We start from the raw sequence: 16930 nt of genomic DNA on the forward strand, positions 1-16930 counted from the left end.
CGTGCCCCCACCGCAGCGGCAGCCGGATTTCGTGTCACCGCTCTGCAGTCCAACTAATAACTCTGCCAGCGTCCGGTGAACTGTTACGCACCTATAGGTGAACGTTAGCTGAACCCGGCGGTGAAACCCATCAGATTCGCTTCCGGCGCCCGGGGTAGAGCATAAGCTGGAGCCGTGGATCCTATGCTCATCGGTGTCATCGCAGGCCTCATCGGCCTGTCATTCGGCATCTTTGGCGTGCTCGCCTTCCGGGTCAGCGAACAGCAGCGCAAGCTGGTGGATGTTGAATTCGACGAACCGGCGCTGCCGCCCGGCGCCGCGGAGGTGCTCGCCGTCGTCGGCCGTGCCTTCGTGGTGGTGGACGCGATCGACGGTGTGGTGCGGGCAAGCCCGGCGGCGTACGCCTTTGGCCTCGTCCGGGGACACACGGTGGTCCACAAGCAGCTCCTCGATATGACGGCGAGGGTGCGGCGCGACGGTGTGATCCTCGAGAAGCAGTTCGAACTGCCACGCGGTCCGCTGGGGCAGGGGACCATCATCGTCCAGGTCCGGGCAGCCATGCTCGGTGAGGAATACATCCTGCTGCTGGCGGACGACCGGACCGAGATCACCCGCACCGAGGAGATCCGCAACGACTTCGTGGCCAACGTTTCCCACGAGCTCAAGACTCCGGTCGGTGCCATTTCCCTGCTGGCCGAGGCCCTCGAGTCCTCAGCGGACGACGAAGAGGCCGTCCGCCGCTTTGCCAAGCGCATGCAGAAGGAATCGACACGGCTTGCGGCGCTGGTGCAGGACATCATTGAACTCTCCCGGCTGCAGGGCGCCAATGTGGCACAGCAGGGGCATCCCGTGGACATCAATTCCGTCATCACCGAGGCTGTGGATCGTTCGCAGCTGCCGGCCGAGAGCAAGAACATTTCCATCGTGGTGGGCGGCCACGTGGACGCCAAGGTTTATGGAGACCAGGACCTGCTGGTCACGGCGCTGCGAAACCTGATCGACAACGCTATCCGCTATTCGCCGGAGAACACACGGGTGGGGATCGGCGTGCGCGCCAAGGAAGGCCTGATCTCCATCTCCGTCACCGACCAGGGTGACGGCCTGAGCCCGGAGGACCAGGAACGGGTCTTTGAACGCTTCTACCGCGTGGACGCCGCAAGGTCGCGGCAGACCGGCGGCACCGGCCTGGGCCTGAGCATCGTGAAGCACGTTATTTCCAACCACGGCGGCGAAGTGACACTGTGGTCGCAGCCCGGCCAGGGGTCCACTTTCACCATCAGGCTTCCAGAGATGGAGGGGCAGGACGACGGCGACGCCTCGGCGGCGCCGGCAGCGGCCGCCCGCAGCACCCCACCCCACAGTAACGACGCCTCCGGCGTCCATGAGCAAGGAGCCAGCGCTTGAGCAGGATTCTCATAGTCGAGGACGAGGAGTCGTTCAGCGACCCGCTGTCCTACCTTCTGGGCAAGGAAGGATTCGAGGTGGAGGTCGTGGACAACGGCCTGGACGCCATCACGGAGTTCGACCGCAACGGCGCTGACTTGGTGCTCCTGGATCTCCAGCTGCCTGGCCAGTCCGGCACGGAAGTGTGCCGGCAGCTGCGCCAGCGCTCTTCGGTCCCTGTCATCATGCTGACCGCCAAGGACGCTGAAATCGACAAAGTCGTGGGGCTGGAACTCGGCGCTGACGACTACGTCACCAAGCCGTATTCATCCCGCGAACTAGTTGCCCGCGTCAGGGCGGTCCTTCGGCGGCAGGGCGAGCCGGAGGAGCTCATCACCAACACGGTCCAGGCAGGCCCCGTGAGGATGGACGTCGAACGCCACGTGGTGAGCGTGGACGGCGAGCAGGTATCGCTGCCGCTGAAGGAATTCGAACTGCTGGAGATGCTGCTGCGCAACTCAGGACGTGTGTTGACCCGCGGCCAGCTCATTGACAGGGTGTGGGGGTCCGACTATGTCGGCGACACCAAGACCCTGGACGTCCACGTCAAAAGGCTGCGCAGCAAGATCGAGCCGGATCCGTCCGCCCCGAGGTATCTCGTGACGGTCCGCGGCCTCGGCTACAAGTTCGAGCCGTAGGCACTTCCCCCCAGGTGTCGCCCTGGGGGCGGAACCGGCACAACACAACCGGACAGTACAAAGGCCGGACAGCAAAAAGGAGGGCCCCCGCGCGGCGGGGGCCCTCCTTTGTGGTGCTGCGAGCTAGTGGCTTTCGCTGCTCGTGGGAGTCGGCGTAGCGGTCCCGGACGGGGTGGGCTCGCTGCCTTCCGGCAGGTACTCCTTGTACTCGGGCAGCGTGGCGTCCAGGACGGGCACCTTGACCTTGGCGGTCTGGTTGGTGCCGTCTTCGGAGATCGTGACCTCGGACAGGGAGCCCGGGATGGCCCCAGTGGTGCTGAGGATCGCCGGATCCGTGGATTCGTTGAGCAGGGTGTAGGAGTTCTGCTTCACAGACACCTGCGTCTGTGCACCGCGCGCACCGTTGATGGTCAGCTTGACGTCGCTGGACGAGGAGTTGTAAACGGCACCGACCACGCGGCCCGGCTTGTCCTCGCCGGTGGAAACGATCATGAAGTTACGGAGCTGGAGGGGCCCCAGGTCTTCCCTGGTGCCGTCCGACGCCGAGTACTGCTCAGAAGTTTGCTGCGGGTTGATGTAGCCGCAGCCGGTCACGGTCAGCAGGCCGATGGCAAGTGCTGCCGTTGCCATTGCCAGCTTGCCGCGCTGGCCCCGGTTCATCGCAGTGAAACGCACGTCACGCACTCCTTGAGAGTCTTGAAACATTATTCAGCCATAGCCTATCCTCAAACCGTCTCAAACAAGGATTCGGGCCGTACACATTAGCGACCGGAAACCCCTCCCGCCTGACCGCTCCGGACCCCGTCGACTGCGCCGCCACGCTGGCCGTCGGCTGCCTCCCCCTGCCCTGGGCAGACTGCCTTTGATGCACTAATATCTGCATCCGTCAAGGGGGTGGAGGGGGTTGATTGGCCCCATTTTCCTTGTATTTACTGGGTTCGAGGCCCCGATCCGTGCCAGTTGTATGCCTGAATCGTGATAAACTGGTCTGCGGGAAAGGGGAAAGTCCACATGGTTTTTGAGGTCGGCGAGACAGTAGTTTACCCTCACCACGGTGCAGCAAAAATTGAAGAAATCAAGATGCGCACCATCAAGGGCGAAGAGAAAATGTATCTCAAGCTCAAGGTGGCCCAGGGTGATCTGACCATTGAAGTTCCAGCAGAGAACGTTGACCTTGTTGGTGTTCGTGACGTAGTGGGCAAAGAAGGTTTGGAGCACGTCTTTGACGTGCTGCGGGCCGAGTTCACTGAAGAGCCTACCAACTGGTCGCGTCGTTACAAGGCAAATCTGGAGAAGCTTGCTTCCGGGGACGTCATCAAGGTGGCAGAGGTCGTTCGCGACCTGTGGCGCCGTGATCACGACCGCGGCCTTTCCGCAGGTGAGAAGCGTATGCTGGCCAAGGCCCGCCAGATTCTGATTTCAGAACTGGCGCTGGCTGAAAAGACGGATGAAGAGAAGGCTGCAAGCGTTCTCGACGAAGTCTTGGCTTCCTAAGAATTGAACCCCGGTGGCTAACCAGCCGCCGGGGTTTCTTTTTGCCCTTTTTTAGGCGAATCCCGGAATTTTCCCCCGCCCCGGTAGGGTTCGGCCACGTAGTGTTGTGCCCATGAGTGCACGAGAATCTTCCGACGTGTCCGGGCCGGAATCCGGGGACCACGGCCCCCGCCCCGTCGTAGCAGTCGTGCTGGTCGCGGCCGGATCGGGGCAGCGGCTGGGCTACGGCATGCCCAAGGCGAGGGTCCCCCTCGGCGGGGAGCCCATCCTGATGCATGCCCTGCGCGGGATTGTCACCTCCGGCGTCGCGCAGCAGGTCTGCATTGCGTTGCCGCCGGGCGACGGCGCTCTCCGGCAGATGTGCGAGGACTTCAAGGGCGAGCTTGCCGACGGCGGCCCGCTGCTGACGATCGTGGACGGCGGTGCGACGCGCACCGAATCCGTCCGTTCGGCCTTGGCGGCGCTGGAAGAAGGTACCCAGGCGGTGCTGGTCCACGACGCCGCCCGGGCCCTGACGCCGGAGTCCGTCTTCCACCGTGTGGTCGACTCCCTGGCGGCCGGCGCGCTGGCAGTCATTCCCGTGATCCCCGTCGTGGACACCGTCAAGACCGTTGAAGCAACGCGTGACGAGGACGCCCGCATTGCGCCGGAGGTGGTGGTGGGCACGGCACCGCGGGAGAAACTGCGTGCAGTGCAGACCCCGCAGGGATTCGACCTTGGCACGTTGATGAAGGCGCACCGGGACGCAGCGGGTTTCGACGCATCCCAGGCCGCCGCCATAACGGATGACGCCATGCTGGTGGAACGCCTGGGTGTCCCTGTCCATGCTGTCCGCGGCGCCAGCCAGTCGCTGAAGATCACCACTCCCTTGGACCTCATCATTGCCGAGGGCCTGCTGGAAGGTCCGCTGGGCGCACGATGGGTGGAGGGCTGAACGTGGCACCTCCTCCCATCATTCCCAGGACCGGCATCGGCATCGACGTTCATGCTTTTGCCTCGCCCGACAACCCGCGGACCCTCTGGCTCGGTGGGCTCCTGTGGGAAGGCGAGCAGGGCCTGGCCGGACACTCCGACGGGGATCCCGTGGCCCACGCGGCCGCAGATGCACTGTTTTCGGCAGCGGGAATCGGCGATCTGGGCACGCATTTCGGCACGGACCGCCCGGAGTTCGCAGGTGCCTCAGGCGTCACCCTCCTTGCCGAGGCCGCCCGCATCGTCCGGACGGAAGGATTCGAGATCGGCAACATTGCGGTGCAGTTCGTCGGCAACAGGCCCAAATTCGGCCCGCGCCGGGAGGAGTCCCAGGCGGTCCTGAGCGCGGCGGCGGGTGCACCCGTCAGCGTCAGCGCCACCACCAGCGACGGCCTTGGCTTCACCGGCCGCGGGGAAGGCATTTCCGCCCTCGCCACTGCACTGGTGTACCGGGCGGGCTGAAGCGGGTCCGGCGTTTCGCCTAGTCTTAAGGGATCCTTTCCTCTGCCCAACATTCCAGGAGACCCCTCGTGAAGAAGCCGCTTGCCGCCGTCGTACTCGTTGCCGGGATGCTGCTGAGCGGCTGCGGCACCCCGAAAATGAGCGTTGAGGAAAGCTGCCGGTTCCTCAACGGGGACACCTTTGTCCCCACCGGAAACCAGCAGCAGCAGGCTGACCAGATCGCCAAGCATTACCAGGAAGTGGCGGACAAGGTAGCTCCTGAGGTTGCCGGGCCAATCCAGAAGATGGCGGACATCATGAAGAAGGTCGCCGAAACTTCGCTCGGCACCAAGAGCTCCGAACAGACGGCGCAGCTGAGTGAGCAGAACAACAAGATCGGCGAAGTCTGCAAATAGCGCTGACGGCCACTGCCGCAGCCGTTGGGCGCCGCCGTGAAGGCCATCGGCTAATCTGGAGCGGTGACCTTGCGCTTTTACGACACAGCATCCGCCGAAGTCCGCGACTTCGTCCCTCTGATACCGGGCAAGGTGAGCCTGTATTACTGTGGCGCAACGGTGCAGGGCCTACCGCACGTGGGACACATCCGGTCGGCCATTGCCTTCGACCAGCTCACCCGCTGGCTCGAGTACCGCGGATTCCGCGTGACGGTGGTCCGCAACGTCACCGACATCGACGACAAGATCCTGGCCAAATCCGCCCTTTCGTTTGAACCGGGCTTCGAGGAAGGCCCGGACGACGTCCGCGAAGAGGAGTGGTGGGCGCTGGCCTACCGCTACGAACAGGCGTTCCTCAAGGCCTACGACACGCTCGGCGTTTCCCGGCCCACCTATGAGCCGCGCGCCACCGGCCACATCCCGGAAATGCACGCGCTGATCCAGGGCCTGATCGACCGGGGCCACGCCTACCCCGCCCTCGACGACTCCGGCGATGTGTACTTCGACGTCCGTTCCTGGAACCGCTACGGCTCGCTCACCCGTCAGAAGATCGATGACATGCAGGGAGCACCCGACGCCGACCCCCGGGGAAAGAAGGATCCGAGGGACTTTGCGCTGTGGAAGGGGCACAAGGAGGGGGAGCCGACGACGGCCAGCTGGGTTTCGCCCTGGGGCACCGGCCGTCCGGGCTGGCACCTGGAGTGCTCGGCCATGGTCACCAAATACCTCGGCACCGAGTTCGACATCCATGGCGGCGGCCTGGACCTCCGGTTCCCGCACCATGAAAACGAAATGGCCCAGTCGCAGGCGGCCGGCCACGCCTTCGCCAACTTCTGGATGCACAACGGCATGGTGACGTACCAGGGCGAAAAGATGTCCAAGTCCATTGGTAATACCGTCAGCCCTGCGGAAATGCTGGAACTCGCTTCACCGCGCGTGGTGCGGTACTACCTCGGCCAGGCGCAGTACCGCTCAGTGCTGGACTACCAGCCCACATCGCTGCAGGAAGCGGCCGCTGCGGTGGAGCGGATTGACGGGTTCATCGCCCGAGCCGTGCGGACTCTGTCCGGCAGTGTTGTATCCGGGGCGGCCGAACTGCTGTTCAGCTCCCACGGCACCGTGCCGGACGCCTTCGCTGCCGCCATGGATGACGACCTCAATGTTCCGCAGGCGCTGGCTGCCCTGCACGACACCGTGCGGGCCGGCAACACCGCGCTCACTGCCGGCGATAACTCCGCGGCCCGGACAGCGCTGCACTCCGTCACTGACATGCTGCGCGTGCTGGGCCTGAACGACGTCGCGGCACCCGCCCGGGATGAGCAGGCCGATACGGCCCTGGGCGTCCTTGTCGAAGCCCAGCTGGGTGCGCGGGCACAGGCACGGGCCACCAAGGACTGGGCCGCTTCGGATGCCATCCGGGATACCCTGGCGGCGGCAGGCGTCGTCGTCGAGGATGGTCCGGACGGTGCCAGCTGGAGCCTCAAGCGCGGCTGAGCTGCTGCAGTCCCAAGGCGAGGCGGGGCCCTGGGCCGGCGATTTACCCTGAGTAAGTAGACTGGAGGTCAGACTTACTCAACAAAGCAAGGGTGAAACTCATGGCCAACAACGGTCGCCGGTCGGTCAAAGCAAAGAAGGGCCCCACCATTGGAACGGGTGGCCATGGCCGCAAGGCCCTCGAAGGCAAGGGCCCCACTCCCAAGGCGGAGGACCGCCCCTACCACAAGGCGCACAAGAACAAACAGCTTGCCGAGCGCTCCGCCGCCAAGCGTCCGGGCGCAGCCCGCGGTGCCGGCGCCCGCTCCGGCCCGAAGGGCCGTGCCACGGAGGAAGTCGTCACCGGCCGCAACTCCGTCGTCGAAGCGCTCCGCGCCGGAATCCCGGCCAAGGCGCTCCATGTCGCCATCCGCATTGAAATGGATGACCGCGTCAAGGAGTCCCTCAAGCTCGCGGCCGAACGCGGCATTCCGCTGCTGGAAACCGGCAAGCCGGAACTGGACCGGATGACGGACGACGCCATCCACCAGGGGCTCGTGCTGCAGATTCCGCCCTACGAATACCAGGACGCGTACGAGCTCGCCGAGGAAACCGTGGAGAGCTGGAAGAAGGGCCACGTTGCCAACGCACCGCTCTTCGTCGCCTTGGACGGGATCACGGACCCGCGCAACCTCGGCGCGATCATCCGTTCGGTCTCGGCCTTCAGCGGCCACGGCGTCATCGTCCCGGAGCGGCGCTCCGTCGGCGTGACTGCCTCGGCCTGGAAGACCAGCGCCGGTGCGGCAGTCCGGGTTCCGGTGGCACGTGCCGCCAACCTGAACAACACCCTTAAGGCCTTCAAGAACATGGGCATCTACGTGCTGGGCCTCGACGGCGACGGCGACGTTTCGCTGCCGGACCTCAGCCTGGCCAAGGAGCCCGTATGCATCGTGGTTGGTTCCGAGGGCAAGGGCCTGAGCCGACTGGTCCGCGAAAACTGCGACCAGATCGTCTCGATCCCGATCGACTCAGCCATGGAATCGCTCAATGCCTCCATGGCTGTCGGCATCTCCCTGTACGAGATTTCCAGGCAGCGCGCAGCCAAGTAGCGGCTGGGCTCACAGGGGACGCCCTCTCACTTTTGGCGGACTTTCGCGAAACGCTCTCTCACCTTCGGTGGGAGAGCGTTTCCGTTTTTTCAGAACTGGTGGCGGTTGGCCAGGACCGGGAGTTTCGCCCGGGCTTCCTTGACGACGGCGGGGTCCAGGTCGGCGAACATCAGCCCGGTCCCGGCGTCGAGCTCTTCCAGGACCTCGCCGAGCGGCGAGACGACGGCGGAGTGCCCCACACCGGTGGGCGCGGATCCCTTGGTTTCGATGCCTTCGGTGGCGGGATCGGCCTGTCCGCACGCCAGCACATAAGTGGTGGTATCCACGGCGCGGGCGCGCGCCAGCAGGCGCCACTGATCGACCTTCCCCGGGCCGGATCCCCAGGAGGCACACACGATGTTGACCTCGGCGCCCAGGTCGGCGTTGGCTGTGAACAGTGCCGGGAACCGGATGTCGTAGCAGGTGGCCAGCCCGAATTTGATGCCGCCGAGCTCGAAGGTGGACGCCCGCGTGCCGGCATCCACGGTGTCTGATTCTGCAAAACCGAAAGCGTCGAAGAGATGGATTTTGTCGTAGCTCGCCTCGACGCCGGGACCCGTGACCAGGAGGGTGTTGCGTACTTTTCTGCCACCACCGGGAGTGAACATTCCCGCCACGATCACGATGTCCGCTTCCCGGGCTATATGGCGCACCCGGGTCGCCCACGGCCCGTCCAGCGGTTCGGCGATGTCAAGGAGCGAATTGCCGAATGCCCGCATGGTGGCTTCCGGGAAGACAACCAATTGGGCGCCGCCTTTTTTCGCTTTGCGGGCATATTTTTCCACGATGTCCAGATTCCTGGAAATATCGCGGCCCGTAACTATCTGAGCAAGTGCAACTCGCACAATTACCTCCAGCTTGGCGTGTCCTTTCAGTATGGCAACGCTGAACAAGGCCAGCCCATTTCCCGACACATAGCGCCGAATATCGGACATTTGTGTGGCACAGCTAATATTTAAGCAATGGTCATGCCACTCCTAGACACAGCCTCCACCGTGGACGCCTCCCGGCCGTTTCCACTGGGTATCAGCGTTCCGCGCACGGGGTCACCGGCAACGGACGATCCTCAGAGTGCGTGCGCCAACGTCGCGGTCTACGCCCCCGGCGTGGACACGCTGGAAATCGCCTACTGCGCGCCCGGCGGAACATGGCAGCTGAAGACACTGCCGAACATCACCAACGACGTCCACCACGGCATTGTCGAAGGTTTTCCCGTTGGATCGCGGTACGGCTTCCGCTCCTCGCCGGAGGATGATGCCCTGCCGGTGCCGGTGCCAACCGTGGCGTTCGACGACGACGGCCAGCAGCCGCTACTGCTGGACCCTTACGGCCGGGCCGTGGATCAGCGCGACGGGTTCCTCACGAATGTGCGCATGTCCGGCGAATTCGACTGGGGCGGCGACCGCAATCCGCACGTCTCGTGGCGCAACACCATCATTTACGAAGCCCACGTCCGCGGCCAGAGCATGCTCCATCCGGACATCCCCGAGGACCTCCGGGGCACCTACGCCGGCATGGCGCACCCGGCAATGATTGAGCATCTCACCGGCCTGGGCATCACCTCGGTCCAGCTGTTGCCGGTCCATTTCCACCTGGACGAGCCGCACCTCCAGAACCTGGGCATGACCAATTACTGGGGATACAACACGGCGGCGTTCTTTGCGCCCCATCCGGACTACGCCACGCAAGCCGCCCAGGCGGAAGGACCGCAGGCCGTGCAGGACGAATTCAAAGGCATGGTCAAGCTCCTGCATGCGGCGGGCCTGGAAGTGATCCTGGACGTCGTGTACAACCACACGGCCGAGGGCGGTCGTGACGGGCAGACGCTTAGCTTCCGCGGGCTGGGGGAGATGCAGTATTACCGCAACGACGGCCACGGCAGATATGTGGATACCACCGGGTGCGGCAACAGCCTGAACTTCGGCCACCCGCGCGTGGTCCAGCTGGTCCTTGACTCTCTGAGGTACTGGGTGGACGAGTTCCACATCGACGGCTTCCGTTTCGATCTCGCGGTGACGTTGTGCCGCAACGCCGCAAATGACTTCGACCCTCACCATCCCTTCCTTGTGGCTGTTGCCGCGGATCCGGTGCTGTCTTCCGTCAAGCTGATCGCCGAGCCGTGGGACGTGGGCTACGGCGGCTGGCAGACCGGACGCTTTCCGCCCGGGTGGGTGGACTGGAACGACCACTACCGTGATGCCCTGCGCTCGTTCTGGCTCGCCGACCGGGCCGCGATCGACGCCGGCGGCCAGGGCGGTTCCGTGGCCCGCCTGGCCGACTCGATCTCCGGCTCGGCAGGCCTTTTCGCGGAATCGGGACGTTCCCGGATGGCCTCCGTCAACCTCGTCACCGCCCACGACGGCTTCACGCTGGCCGACCTCGTGTCCTACGACCGCAAGCACAATGAAGCCAACGGCGAGCAGAACCGTGACGGCCACGGGGACAACCGCAGCTATAACCATGGCTTCGAGGGACCGACCGAAGACGAAGAGATCCTGGCGCTTCGGGCGCAGACCAGCCGCAACCTGATGGCCACCCTGATGGTGTCCATGGGCATCCCCATGATCACCGCCGGTGACGAAATCGGCCGCACCCAGCAGGGCAACAACAACGCCTACTGCCAGGACAACCACATCACGTGGCTCGACTGGACCAGCACGCCCGAATCCCACGCCATGCTTCGGAGCACCAAGCGTGTCATCCGGCTCCGGAAGGAGTTCCTGGCCGGGCAGCCGCATCACTACCCCTCACGGGACAAACAGGCCTACCTGCACTGGTTCGACGAGCACGGCAAGCCCATGTCCATGGACCGCTGGAATGATCCCCAGCACCGGGTGGTCCAGTTGTTGCTGGGCTCGGACGACGGCCAGGTGGACGGACTCGTGGTGGTGAACGGCAGCGCCCACGATATCAAGGTCACGCTGCCGGACATCAGCAACGACGACGGCACGGGCAAGCGGCTCTTCGAACTCCGGTTGACCACGTCGGAACTCCACGACCGCCGTCAAGGAGTCAGGGTTGCCGCCGGCGAGCGTGACGTGGTGCAGTCCAACACCATCAGCATCTACCGTACGTAGGCCCGGCACATGGGGAATGCATGAGGGGGATCGCGAGGCTCCTTGCCCTGGCCGGGGCCCTGGTGCTCGTGGCCGTCCTGGGCCTGGTGCTGTCCAACACACCGGGGAGCCCGGTCAGCCCGGATGCTTCGTCGGGTTCGACGGCGGCGCCCGCCCCGGCCGTCCAGGGTACCGCCCCTGCCGGTCCCGACGTGCAAAACACCTCGGGCCTGGAGACCGTCGCCGCGTCGGCCCTTCCGCCGGAGGCACGCTCGACGCTGGCCCTGATTGCCCGCGGCGGGCCGTATCCGTACCCGCGAGACGGCGCGGTCTTCAGCAATTTCGAGCGGCTGCTGCCCCGGAAGCCCGCGGGCTACTACAAGGAATTCACGGTCAGGACCCCCGGCGAACCGGACCGGGGCGCCCGCCGGATCGTCGTCGGAGTGTCCGGCGAAAAGTATTACACGCCCGATCACTATGAATCGTTTCTGCTTATTCTGGAAGGCAAATAGAGGCCCGCATGAAGATTTACTCCGCTGATACCTGGACCGTCGAGGAGCTCCGCGAGCAGGCGGCTGACGCCGGGCGCCGGGTGCTGGTGATTCCCGCCGCCGATACGAAAAGGGCAGTACTCCAGACTTTCGGGGAAGTGCTGGACTTCCCGGAACACTACGGCGTGAACCTCGATGCGCTCAACGACTCGCTGCACGACTTCGCGGACACGGTAACGGATCACGGCAAGGAACCTCTGACGTTCATCTGGCAGGTACCGGCCGCCTTCCGTTCGGACCGGTCCTTCGGGATCATCTGCGAGATCCTGCAGGACGCGGAGAGCTATGCGGGCAAGGGCCTGTCGGTGATCACCGTCTGCCTCTAGCCAAACGCTCTCTCACTTCCTGCCGCCCAAAACCAAACGCTCCCTCAGCTTTTGCCGTTAAAAACGAAACGCTCCCTCAGCGAGGGAGCGTTTCGTTTTCCGGCGGATCAGGCGTTGACGATAAGCCCGAGTTCAGCCCGCGAGGCGAGGGCCGAATGTTTGGGCAGGACACGCACCGTGTAGCCGAAGGACCCGGAACGATCGATCAGCAGCGAGCCGCTGAAGAGGTAGCGTCCCTTGCCGAGGTCCTCCTTCGGCACCAGGTCCGCCACCGTGACGTCGGCCAGTTCGTCGCTTTCCTCGGCGCGGCCGAACGCCACTTCCACAGCGACGTCGTCCGGGTCGAGGTCGTGCAGCGCGATGTAGGCGTTCACCTGGAGGGTGTCGCCGATCTGCGGGTCCTCGGACACGCCAACCGAGTCGACATGCTCCACCTGGATCTGCGGCCACGCAGCCCGGATCTGTGACGTCCAGGCCGCCAGTGACTTCGACTGGGCGAAGTTGTCCGCGACGGCACGCCGTCCGGCGATCGCAGCGGGGCGGTAGAGGATATTCACGTAGTCCTGCAGCATCCGTTCAGCGGACACGGCCGGACCCAGGTGCGCCATGGTGTGCTTGATCATCGATACCCAGTGCGTGGGCACCTTCTGCCGTCCGGGCTCGGACGGTCCGGCGGCTCCGGCGCCGTCGGACACGGTGAGGCCGTAGAAGCGGGGCGCCACCTGCGTCTCGAGGAGCTCGTACAACGCCGCTGCTTCGATGTCGTCCCGTTCCTCGGGCGAGGCGTTGTTGTTGGCCGTGGGGATGGCCCAGCCGTTTTCGCCGTCGTACATCTCATCCCACCAGCCGTCCAGCACCGAAAGGTTCAGTGAACCGTTGATGGCTGCCTTCATTCCGGATGTACCGCAGGCTTCGAGCGGGCGCAGCGGGTTGTTCAGCCATACGTCGCAGCCGGGGAAGAGAGTGCGCGCCATCGCGATGTCGTAGTTGGGCAGGAAGGCGATCCGGTGGCGCACTTCGGGATCGTCGGTGAACCGGACGAGGTCCTGGATCATCTTCTTGCCGGCATCATCCGCCGGGTGGGACTTACCCGCGATCACCAGCTGGATGGGGTGTGTCTCGTGCAGCAGCAGGGCCTTGAGCCGGGCCGGCTCCCGGAGCATCAGGGTGAGCCGCTTATACGTGGGCACGCGCCGCGCGAAACCGATAGTGAGGACGTCCGGGTCCAGCACGGAGTCGGTCCAGCCGAGCTCCGCGTCTGCCGCTCCGCGCTTCTTCCAGGCCGCGCGCAGCCGCTTGCGGACGTCCTCCACGAGCGAGACGCGCATTTCGCGGCGGAGGGCCCAAACGTCCTCGTCGCTGACGTTGTAGGCAAGGTCCCACCGGCCCATGGCTTCCGCCTCGGCCCCGAACTGCTCGCGGGCCAGCTTGGAGACGCGGCTGTCCACCCACGTGGGGACGTGGACTCCGTTGGTCACGGAGGTGATGGGAACCTCAGAGTGGTCGAATCCCGGCCAAAGGGCCGAGAACATCCCGCGGGACACCACGCCGTGGAGCTTGGCCACACCGTTGGCGCGCTGCGCCAGGCGCAACCCCATCACGGCCATGTTGAACACCGAGGGATTGCCGTCCGCAAAATTTTCGCGGCCCAGGTCCAGGATCCGGGACACCGGAACGTCAGGAGCCAGCCCGCCCTCGAAGAAGTGCTGGATCTGGGAGACCTCGAAACGGTCGATGCCCGCGGGTACCGGCGTGTGCGTGGTGAAGACGGTGGAGGCACGGCCTGCCGCGAGGGCTTCCTCCCAGCTCAGCGGATTGTCCGACGACATGAGCTCCTGGATGCGCTCAACACCCAGGAAACCGGCGTGGCCCTCGTTGGTGTGGAAAACCTCCGGCGCTGCGCAACCCGTAAGTCGCTGGTAAACGCGCAGGGCCTTCACGCCGCCCATTCCAAGCAGCAGCTCCTGCTGGAGGCGATGGTCGCCGCCGCCGCCGTACAAGCGATCCGTAATGCCGCGGGCGGCGTCGTCGTTGCCCGGCACATTTGAATCGAGCAACAGCAAGGGAACACGCCCGACGTCGGCACGCCAGATATGTGCCAGCAGCCGGCGTCCGTGGGGGAGCGGCAGCGAGATCTGGATCGGCTTGCCGTTGCCGTCGGGTGTCTCCTCGCGCAGGAGGGTCAACGGGAGCCCGTCCGGGTCAAGGACAGGGTACGTTTCCTGCTGCCAGGCATCCCTGGACAGGGACTGCTTGAAATAACCGGCCTGGTAAAGCAGGCCGACGCCGATGAGCGGAACGCCGAGGTCCGATGCCGCCTTAAGGTGGTCGCCGGCCAGAATTCCCAGGCCGCCGGAATACTGCGGCAAAACTTCGGTGATTCCGAATTCCGGTGAGAAGTACGCGATACAGGAAGGAGCGTCGTCGCCGAGGCTCTGGTACCAGCGGGGCTGCTCCAGGTATCGGTCCAGGTCTTCGGCGGCGGCATGCACGCGGCGGACAACGTCCTGGTCCGCGGCCAGCCGCTGCAGTTCCTCGCGGCTCACAAGGCCCAGGAAACTGACGGGGTCGTGTGCGCTCTCGTCCCAAATTGCGGGGTTCAGGCCTTCAAAAAGCTCCCGGGTGGGCCGGTGCCATGACCACCGCAGGTTGGTGGCCAATCGGGCCAGCGGCCGGATAGATTCCGGAAGAACGGTTCGGACGGTAAATCTGCGGATAGCCTTCACCTGCGTCACACTAACGGACAAGATGGGCCGCCGGAACAGGTTTAGGTTTCTTTTAGGTAAATGACGGATTGCTTGGGGAAAAACGGAAGTTCCCTTAGCAAAATGGGGGATTTCTCGATAACGTCGAGTTCGTGACGACTAATACGCGAACCAGTGCCGGATCCAGCAAAAAGCCTAAGGCCCTGATCACGGAAGGCCTGCAGTTTGGCAGGTTCCCGATCACCGCCGTGCAGCCCGTGGTGGACGGAGGTAGGTTTCCAGCGAAGGCGCTGCCCGGTGAAGGGCTCGTAGTCGGCGCGACGGCATTCCGCGAAGGGCACGATCAGCTCGGAGTCAGCGCGGTGCTGTTTGATCCCAAGGGCAAGGAACGCCAGCGCGTACGGCTGGCGCCGCCCCGCGGCGACCGGGGCAAGGGCACCGACCGGTGGGAAGGCATCATCACGCCTACCGGCACGGGCAACTGGTCGTTCGCCATCGAGGCCTGGCATGACCGGTACGGGACCTGGCACCACAACGCGGAGGTCAAGGTCGAGGCGGGCATTGACGTCGAACTGATGCTGGCCGAGGGCGCCGCGCTGCTTTCCCAGGCAGCCGAAGACCCCGCCCGTCCGTCCGCCGACAGGCGGACCCTTCGAACCGCCGTCGTGGTCCTGTCGAACACGTCGCTGTCCCCGGAGGAGCGGCTCGCTGCCGGATTCGGATCGGAGGTGACTGACGTCGTCGAACGCCAGCCCATCCGCGAACTCGTCACAGTCTCTGAACGCTTCCCCCTTCTCGTGGAACGCGATCTGGCCGGTCGCGGCGCTTGGTACGAGTTCTTCCCCCGGTCAGAGGGTGCCGTCCGCAACCACGCAACCGGCGAGTGGCAGTCAGGCACATTCCAGACCGCCGCGAAACGGCTCGACGCCGTCGCGGAAATGGGTTTCGACGTCATCTACATGCCGCCCATCCACCCGATCGGCATCCAGCACCGCAAGGGACCCAACAACACGCTGATTGCCGGACCGCACGATCCCGGATCGCCCTGGGCCATCGGTGCGAAGGAAGGCGGCCACGACGCCATCCACCCGGACCTCGGCACTTTCGAGGACTTTGACGCATTCGTGGCCCGCGCCCGGGAACTCGGCCTCGAGGTCGCCCTGGACCTTGCCCTGCAGGCGGCCCCGGACCACCCGTGGGTGGAGTCGCACCCGGAATGGTTCACCACCCGCGTTGACGGCAGCATCGCCTACGCCGAGAATCCGCCGAAGAAGTACCAGGACATCTTCCCGCTGAACTTCGACAACGATCCGGAGGGCCTGTCCAAGGAGATTCTTCGGATCGTGCTGCTCTGGGTGAGCCACGGCGTCAAGATCTTCCGGGTGGACAACCCCCACACCAAGCCGGTGTGGTTCTGGGAGTGGCTGATCGCCAAGGTCAACAAGAAGCACCCCGAGGTTGTCTTCCTTGCGGAGGCCTTCACCCGGCCGGCCATGATGCACGCGCTGGGACGTGCCGGATTCCAGCAGTCGTACACGTACTTCACTTGGCGGAACACCAAGACGGAGCTTGAAGAGTACTTCACCGAAGTCAGCCAGAAGTCCCCGGCATATTTCCGTCCGAACTTCTTCGTGAACACGCCGGACATCCTGACCGAGTACCTGCAGTACGGCGGTCCGGCGGCGTTCAAGATCCGTGCCGCCTTGGCAGCAACGGCCAGCCCGCTCTGGGGCGTCTACGCCGGCTACGAACTCTATGAGCACGTGGCCCGGCCCGGCGCCGAGGAATACATCGACAACGAGAAGTTCGAATACAAGGCACGCGACTGGGACGCCGCGGCGGAATCCGGCCGGACGTTGGCTCCGTACCTGACCCGGCTCAACGAAATCCGCCACACCCACCCGGCGCTGGGCGATCTGCAGAACCTGACGCTGCACCACAGCACCGATGACGCCACGATCGTGTACTCGAAGCACAAGACGCTTCCCGACGGCACCAAGGACACCCTGATCATCGTGGTGAACGTCGACCCGCACGGCACCCGGGAGAGCACCGTGTCCCTGGATCTGGCCGCACTTGACCTCGACCCGGCCGACCTCACGCACAACGGCGGCTTCAGGGTGGATGATTTGCTGACCGGCGAGAGCTGGGAATGGGGCGAATACAACTACGTGCGGCTCGACGCCCACGTGGAGCCTGCACACATCCTGAACATCCGGAGGTAGCAT

Annotated in this window: 15 protein-coding genes; 12 read left to right on the forward strand and 3 right to left on the reverse strand. The window is 64.7% G+C overall.

Going from position 1 to position 16930, the window contains the following annotated elements; translation table 11 throughout:
• The first annotated feature begins 183 nt into the window (after positions 1-183).
• Entirely contained in the window at positions 184-1404 is a 1221-nt protein-coding gene (locus JOE41_RS14680) for a cell wall metabolism sensor histidine kinase WalK (protein ID WP_011690589.1), read from the forward strand.
• Positions 1401-2081 carry a response regulator transcription factor gene (locus tag JOE41_RS14685; protein ID WP_011690590.1) on the forward strand — a complete coding sequence of 227 codons (681 nt, stop codon included), beginning with the start codon at positions 1401-1403 and terminating at the stop codon, positions 2079-2081. Before JOE41_RS14680 ends, JOE41_RS14685 begins: the two co-directional genes overlap by 4 nt.
• Before the next feature lie 123 nt (positions 2082-2204).
• On the opposite strand, the gene JOE41_RS14690 is transcribed toward JOE41_RS14685, so the two are convergent.
• Positions 2205-2741 carry a hypothetical protein gene (locus JOE41_RS14690; RefSeq protein ID WP_043429368.1) on the reverse strand — a complete coding sequence of 179 codons (537 nt, stop codon included), beginning with the start codon at positions 2739-2741 and terminating at the stop codon, positions 2205-2207.
• A 351-nt stretch (positions 2742-3092) separates the two neighbouring features.
• Between JOE41_RS14690 and JOE41_RS14695 the strand changes: the two genes are divergently transcribed.
• The 6 genes from JOE41_RS14695 to rlmB all read left to right on the forward strand — a co-directional run bounded on the left by JOE41_RS14695 (position 3093) and on the right by rlmB (position 8025).
• Positions 3093-3575 (forward strand): CarD family transcriptional regulator, encoded by a 483-nt coding sequence (locus JOE41_RS14695; protein WP_011690592.1) that lies wholly within the window; start codon positions 3093-3095, stop codon positions 3573-3575.
• Positions 3576-3687: 112 nt separating this feature from the next.
• Positions 3688-4509 (forward strand): 2-C-methyl-D-erythritol 4-phosphate cytidylyltransferase, encoded by an 822-nt coding sequence (gene ispD / locus JOE41_RS14700; RefSeq protein WP_245200721.1) that lies wholly within the window; start codon positions 3688-3690, stop codon positions 4507-4509.
• Positions 4494-5009 carry a 2-C-methyl-D-erythritol 2,4-cyclodiphosphate synthase gene (gene ispF / locus JOE41_RS14705; RefSeq protein WP_043429372.1) on the forward strand — a complete coding sequence of 172 codons (516 nt, stop codon included), beginning with the start codon at positions 4494-4496 and terminating at the stop codon, positions 5007-5009. The genes ispD and ispF overlap by 16 nt, the downstream gene beginning before the upstream one ends.
• A gap of 68 nt (positions 5010-5077) precedes the next feature.
• Positions 5078-5404 carry a hypothetical protein gene (locus JOE41_RS14710; protein ID WP_011690595.1) on the forward strand — a complete coding sequence of 109 codons (327 nt, stop codon included), beginning with the start codon at positions 5078-5080 and terminating at the stop codon, positions 5402-5404.
• Positions 5405-5467: 63 nt separating this feature from the next.
• Positions 5468-6937, forward strand: a complete 1470-nt coding sequence (gene cysS / locus JOE41_RS14715; RefSeq protein ID WP_209752776.1) for a cysteine--tRNA ligase — start codon at positions 5468-5470, stop codon at positions 6935-6937.
• Positions 6938-7038: 101 nt separating this feature from the next.
• On the forward strand, positions 7039-8025 hold the full coding sequence (gene rlmB, locus JOE41_RS14720; protein ID WP_011690597.1) for a 23S rRNA (guanosine(2251)-2'-O)-methyltransferase RlmB: 987 nt from the start codon (positions 7039-7041) through the stop codon (positions 8023-8025).
• Positions 8026-8114: 89 nt separating this feature from the next.
• Here rlmB and JOE41_RS14725 read toward each other — a convergent pair whose 3' ends face one another.
• Positions 8115-8909 (reverse strand): carbon-nitrogen hydrolase family protein, encoded by a 795-nt coding sequence (locus JOE41_RS14725; protein WP_209752777.1) that lies wholly within the window; start codon positions 8907-8909, stop codon positions 8115-8117.
• 117 nt (positions 8910-9026) lie between these two features.
• On the opposite strand from JOE41_RS14725, the gene glgX reads away from it, so the two are divergent.
• The 3 genes from glgX to JOE41_RS14740 are packed head-to-tail and all read left to right on the forward strand — an operon-like array spanning position 9027 to position 11997.
• Complete coding sequence (gene glgX / locus JOE41_RS14730) at positions 9027-11141, forward strand: glycogen debranching protein GlgX (RefSeq protein WP_011690599.1); 2115 nt, start codon at positions 9027-9029, stop codon at positions 11139-11141.
• A 20-nt stretch (positions 11142-11161) separates the two neighbouring features.
• Positions 11162-11632 (forward strand): ribonuclease domain-containing protein, encoded by a 471-nt coding sequence (locus JOE41_RS14735; RefSeq protein ID WP_209752778.1) that lies wholly within the window; start codon positions 11162-11164, stop codon positions 11630-11632.
• Between the two features lie 8 nt (positions 11633-11640).
• A complete protein-coding gene (locus JOE41_RS14740) occupies positions 11641-11997 on the forward strand; it encodes a barstar family protein (RefSeq protein WP_209752779.1) in 357 nt (118 codons plus the stop codon).
• 107 nt (positions 11998-12104) lie between these two features.
• Here the strand turns inward: JOE41_RS14740 and glgP are convergent, their stop codons facing one another.
• Positions 12105-14723, reverse strand: a complete 2619-nt coding sequence (gene glgP, locus JOE41_RS14745; RefSeq protein WP_011690602.1) for an alpha-glucan family phosphorylase — start codon at positions 14721-14723, stop codon at positions 12105-12107.
• A gap of 131 nt (positions 14724-14854) precedes the next feature.
• Between glgP and JOE41_RS14750 the strand changes: the two genes are divergently transcribed.
• Positions 14855-16927 (forward strand): alpha-1,4-glucan--maltose-1-phosphate maltosyltransferase, encoded by a 2073-nt coding sequence (locus tag JOE41_RS14750; RefSeq protein WP_011690603.1) that lies wholly within the window; start codon positions 14855-14857, stop codon positions 16925-16927.
• The last annotated feature ends 3 nt before the right edge of the window (positions 16928-16930 follow it).

The organism is Arthrobacter sp. PvP103 (assembly GCF_017833075.1).
In the GTDB taxonomy this organism is placed as follows: domain Bacteria; phylum Actinomycetota; class Actinomycetes; order Actinomycetales; family Micrococcaceae; genus Arthrobacter.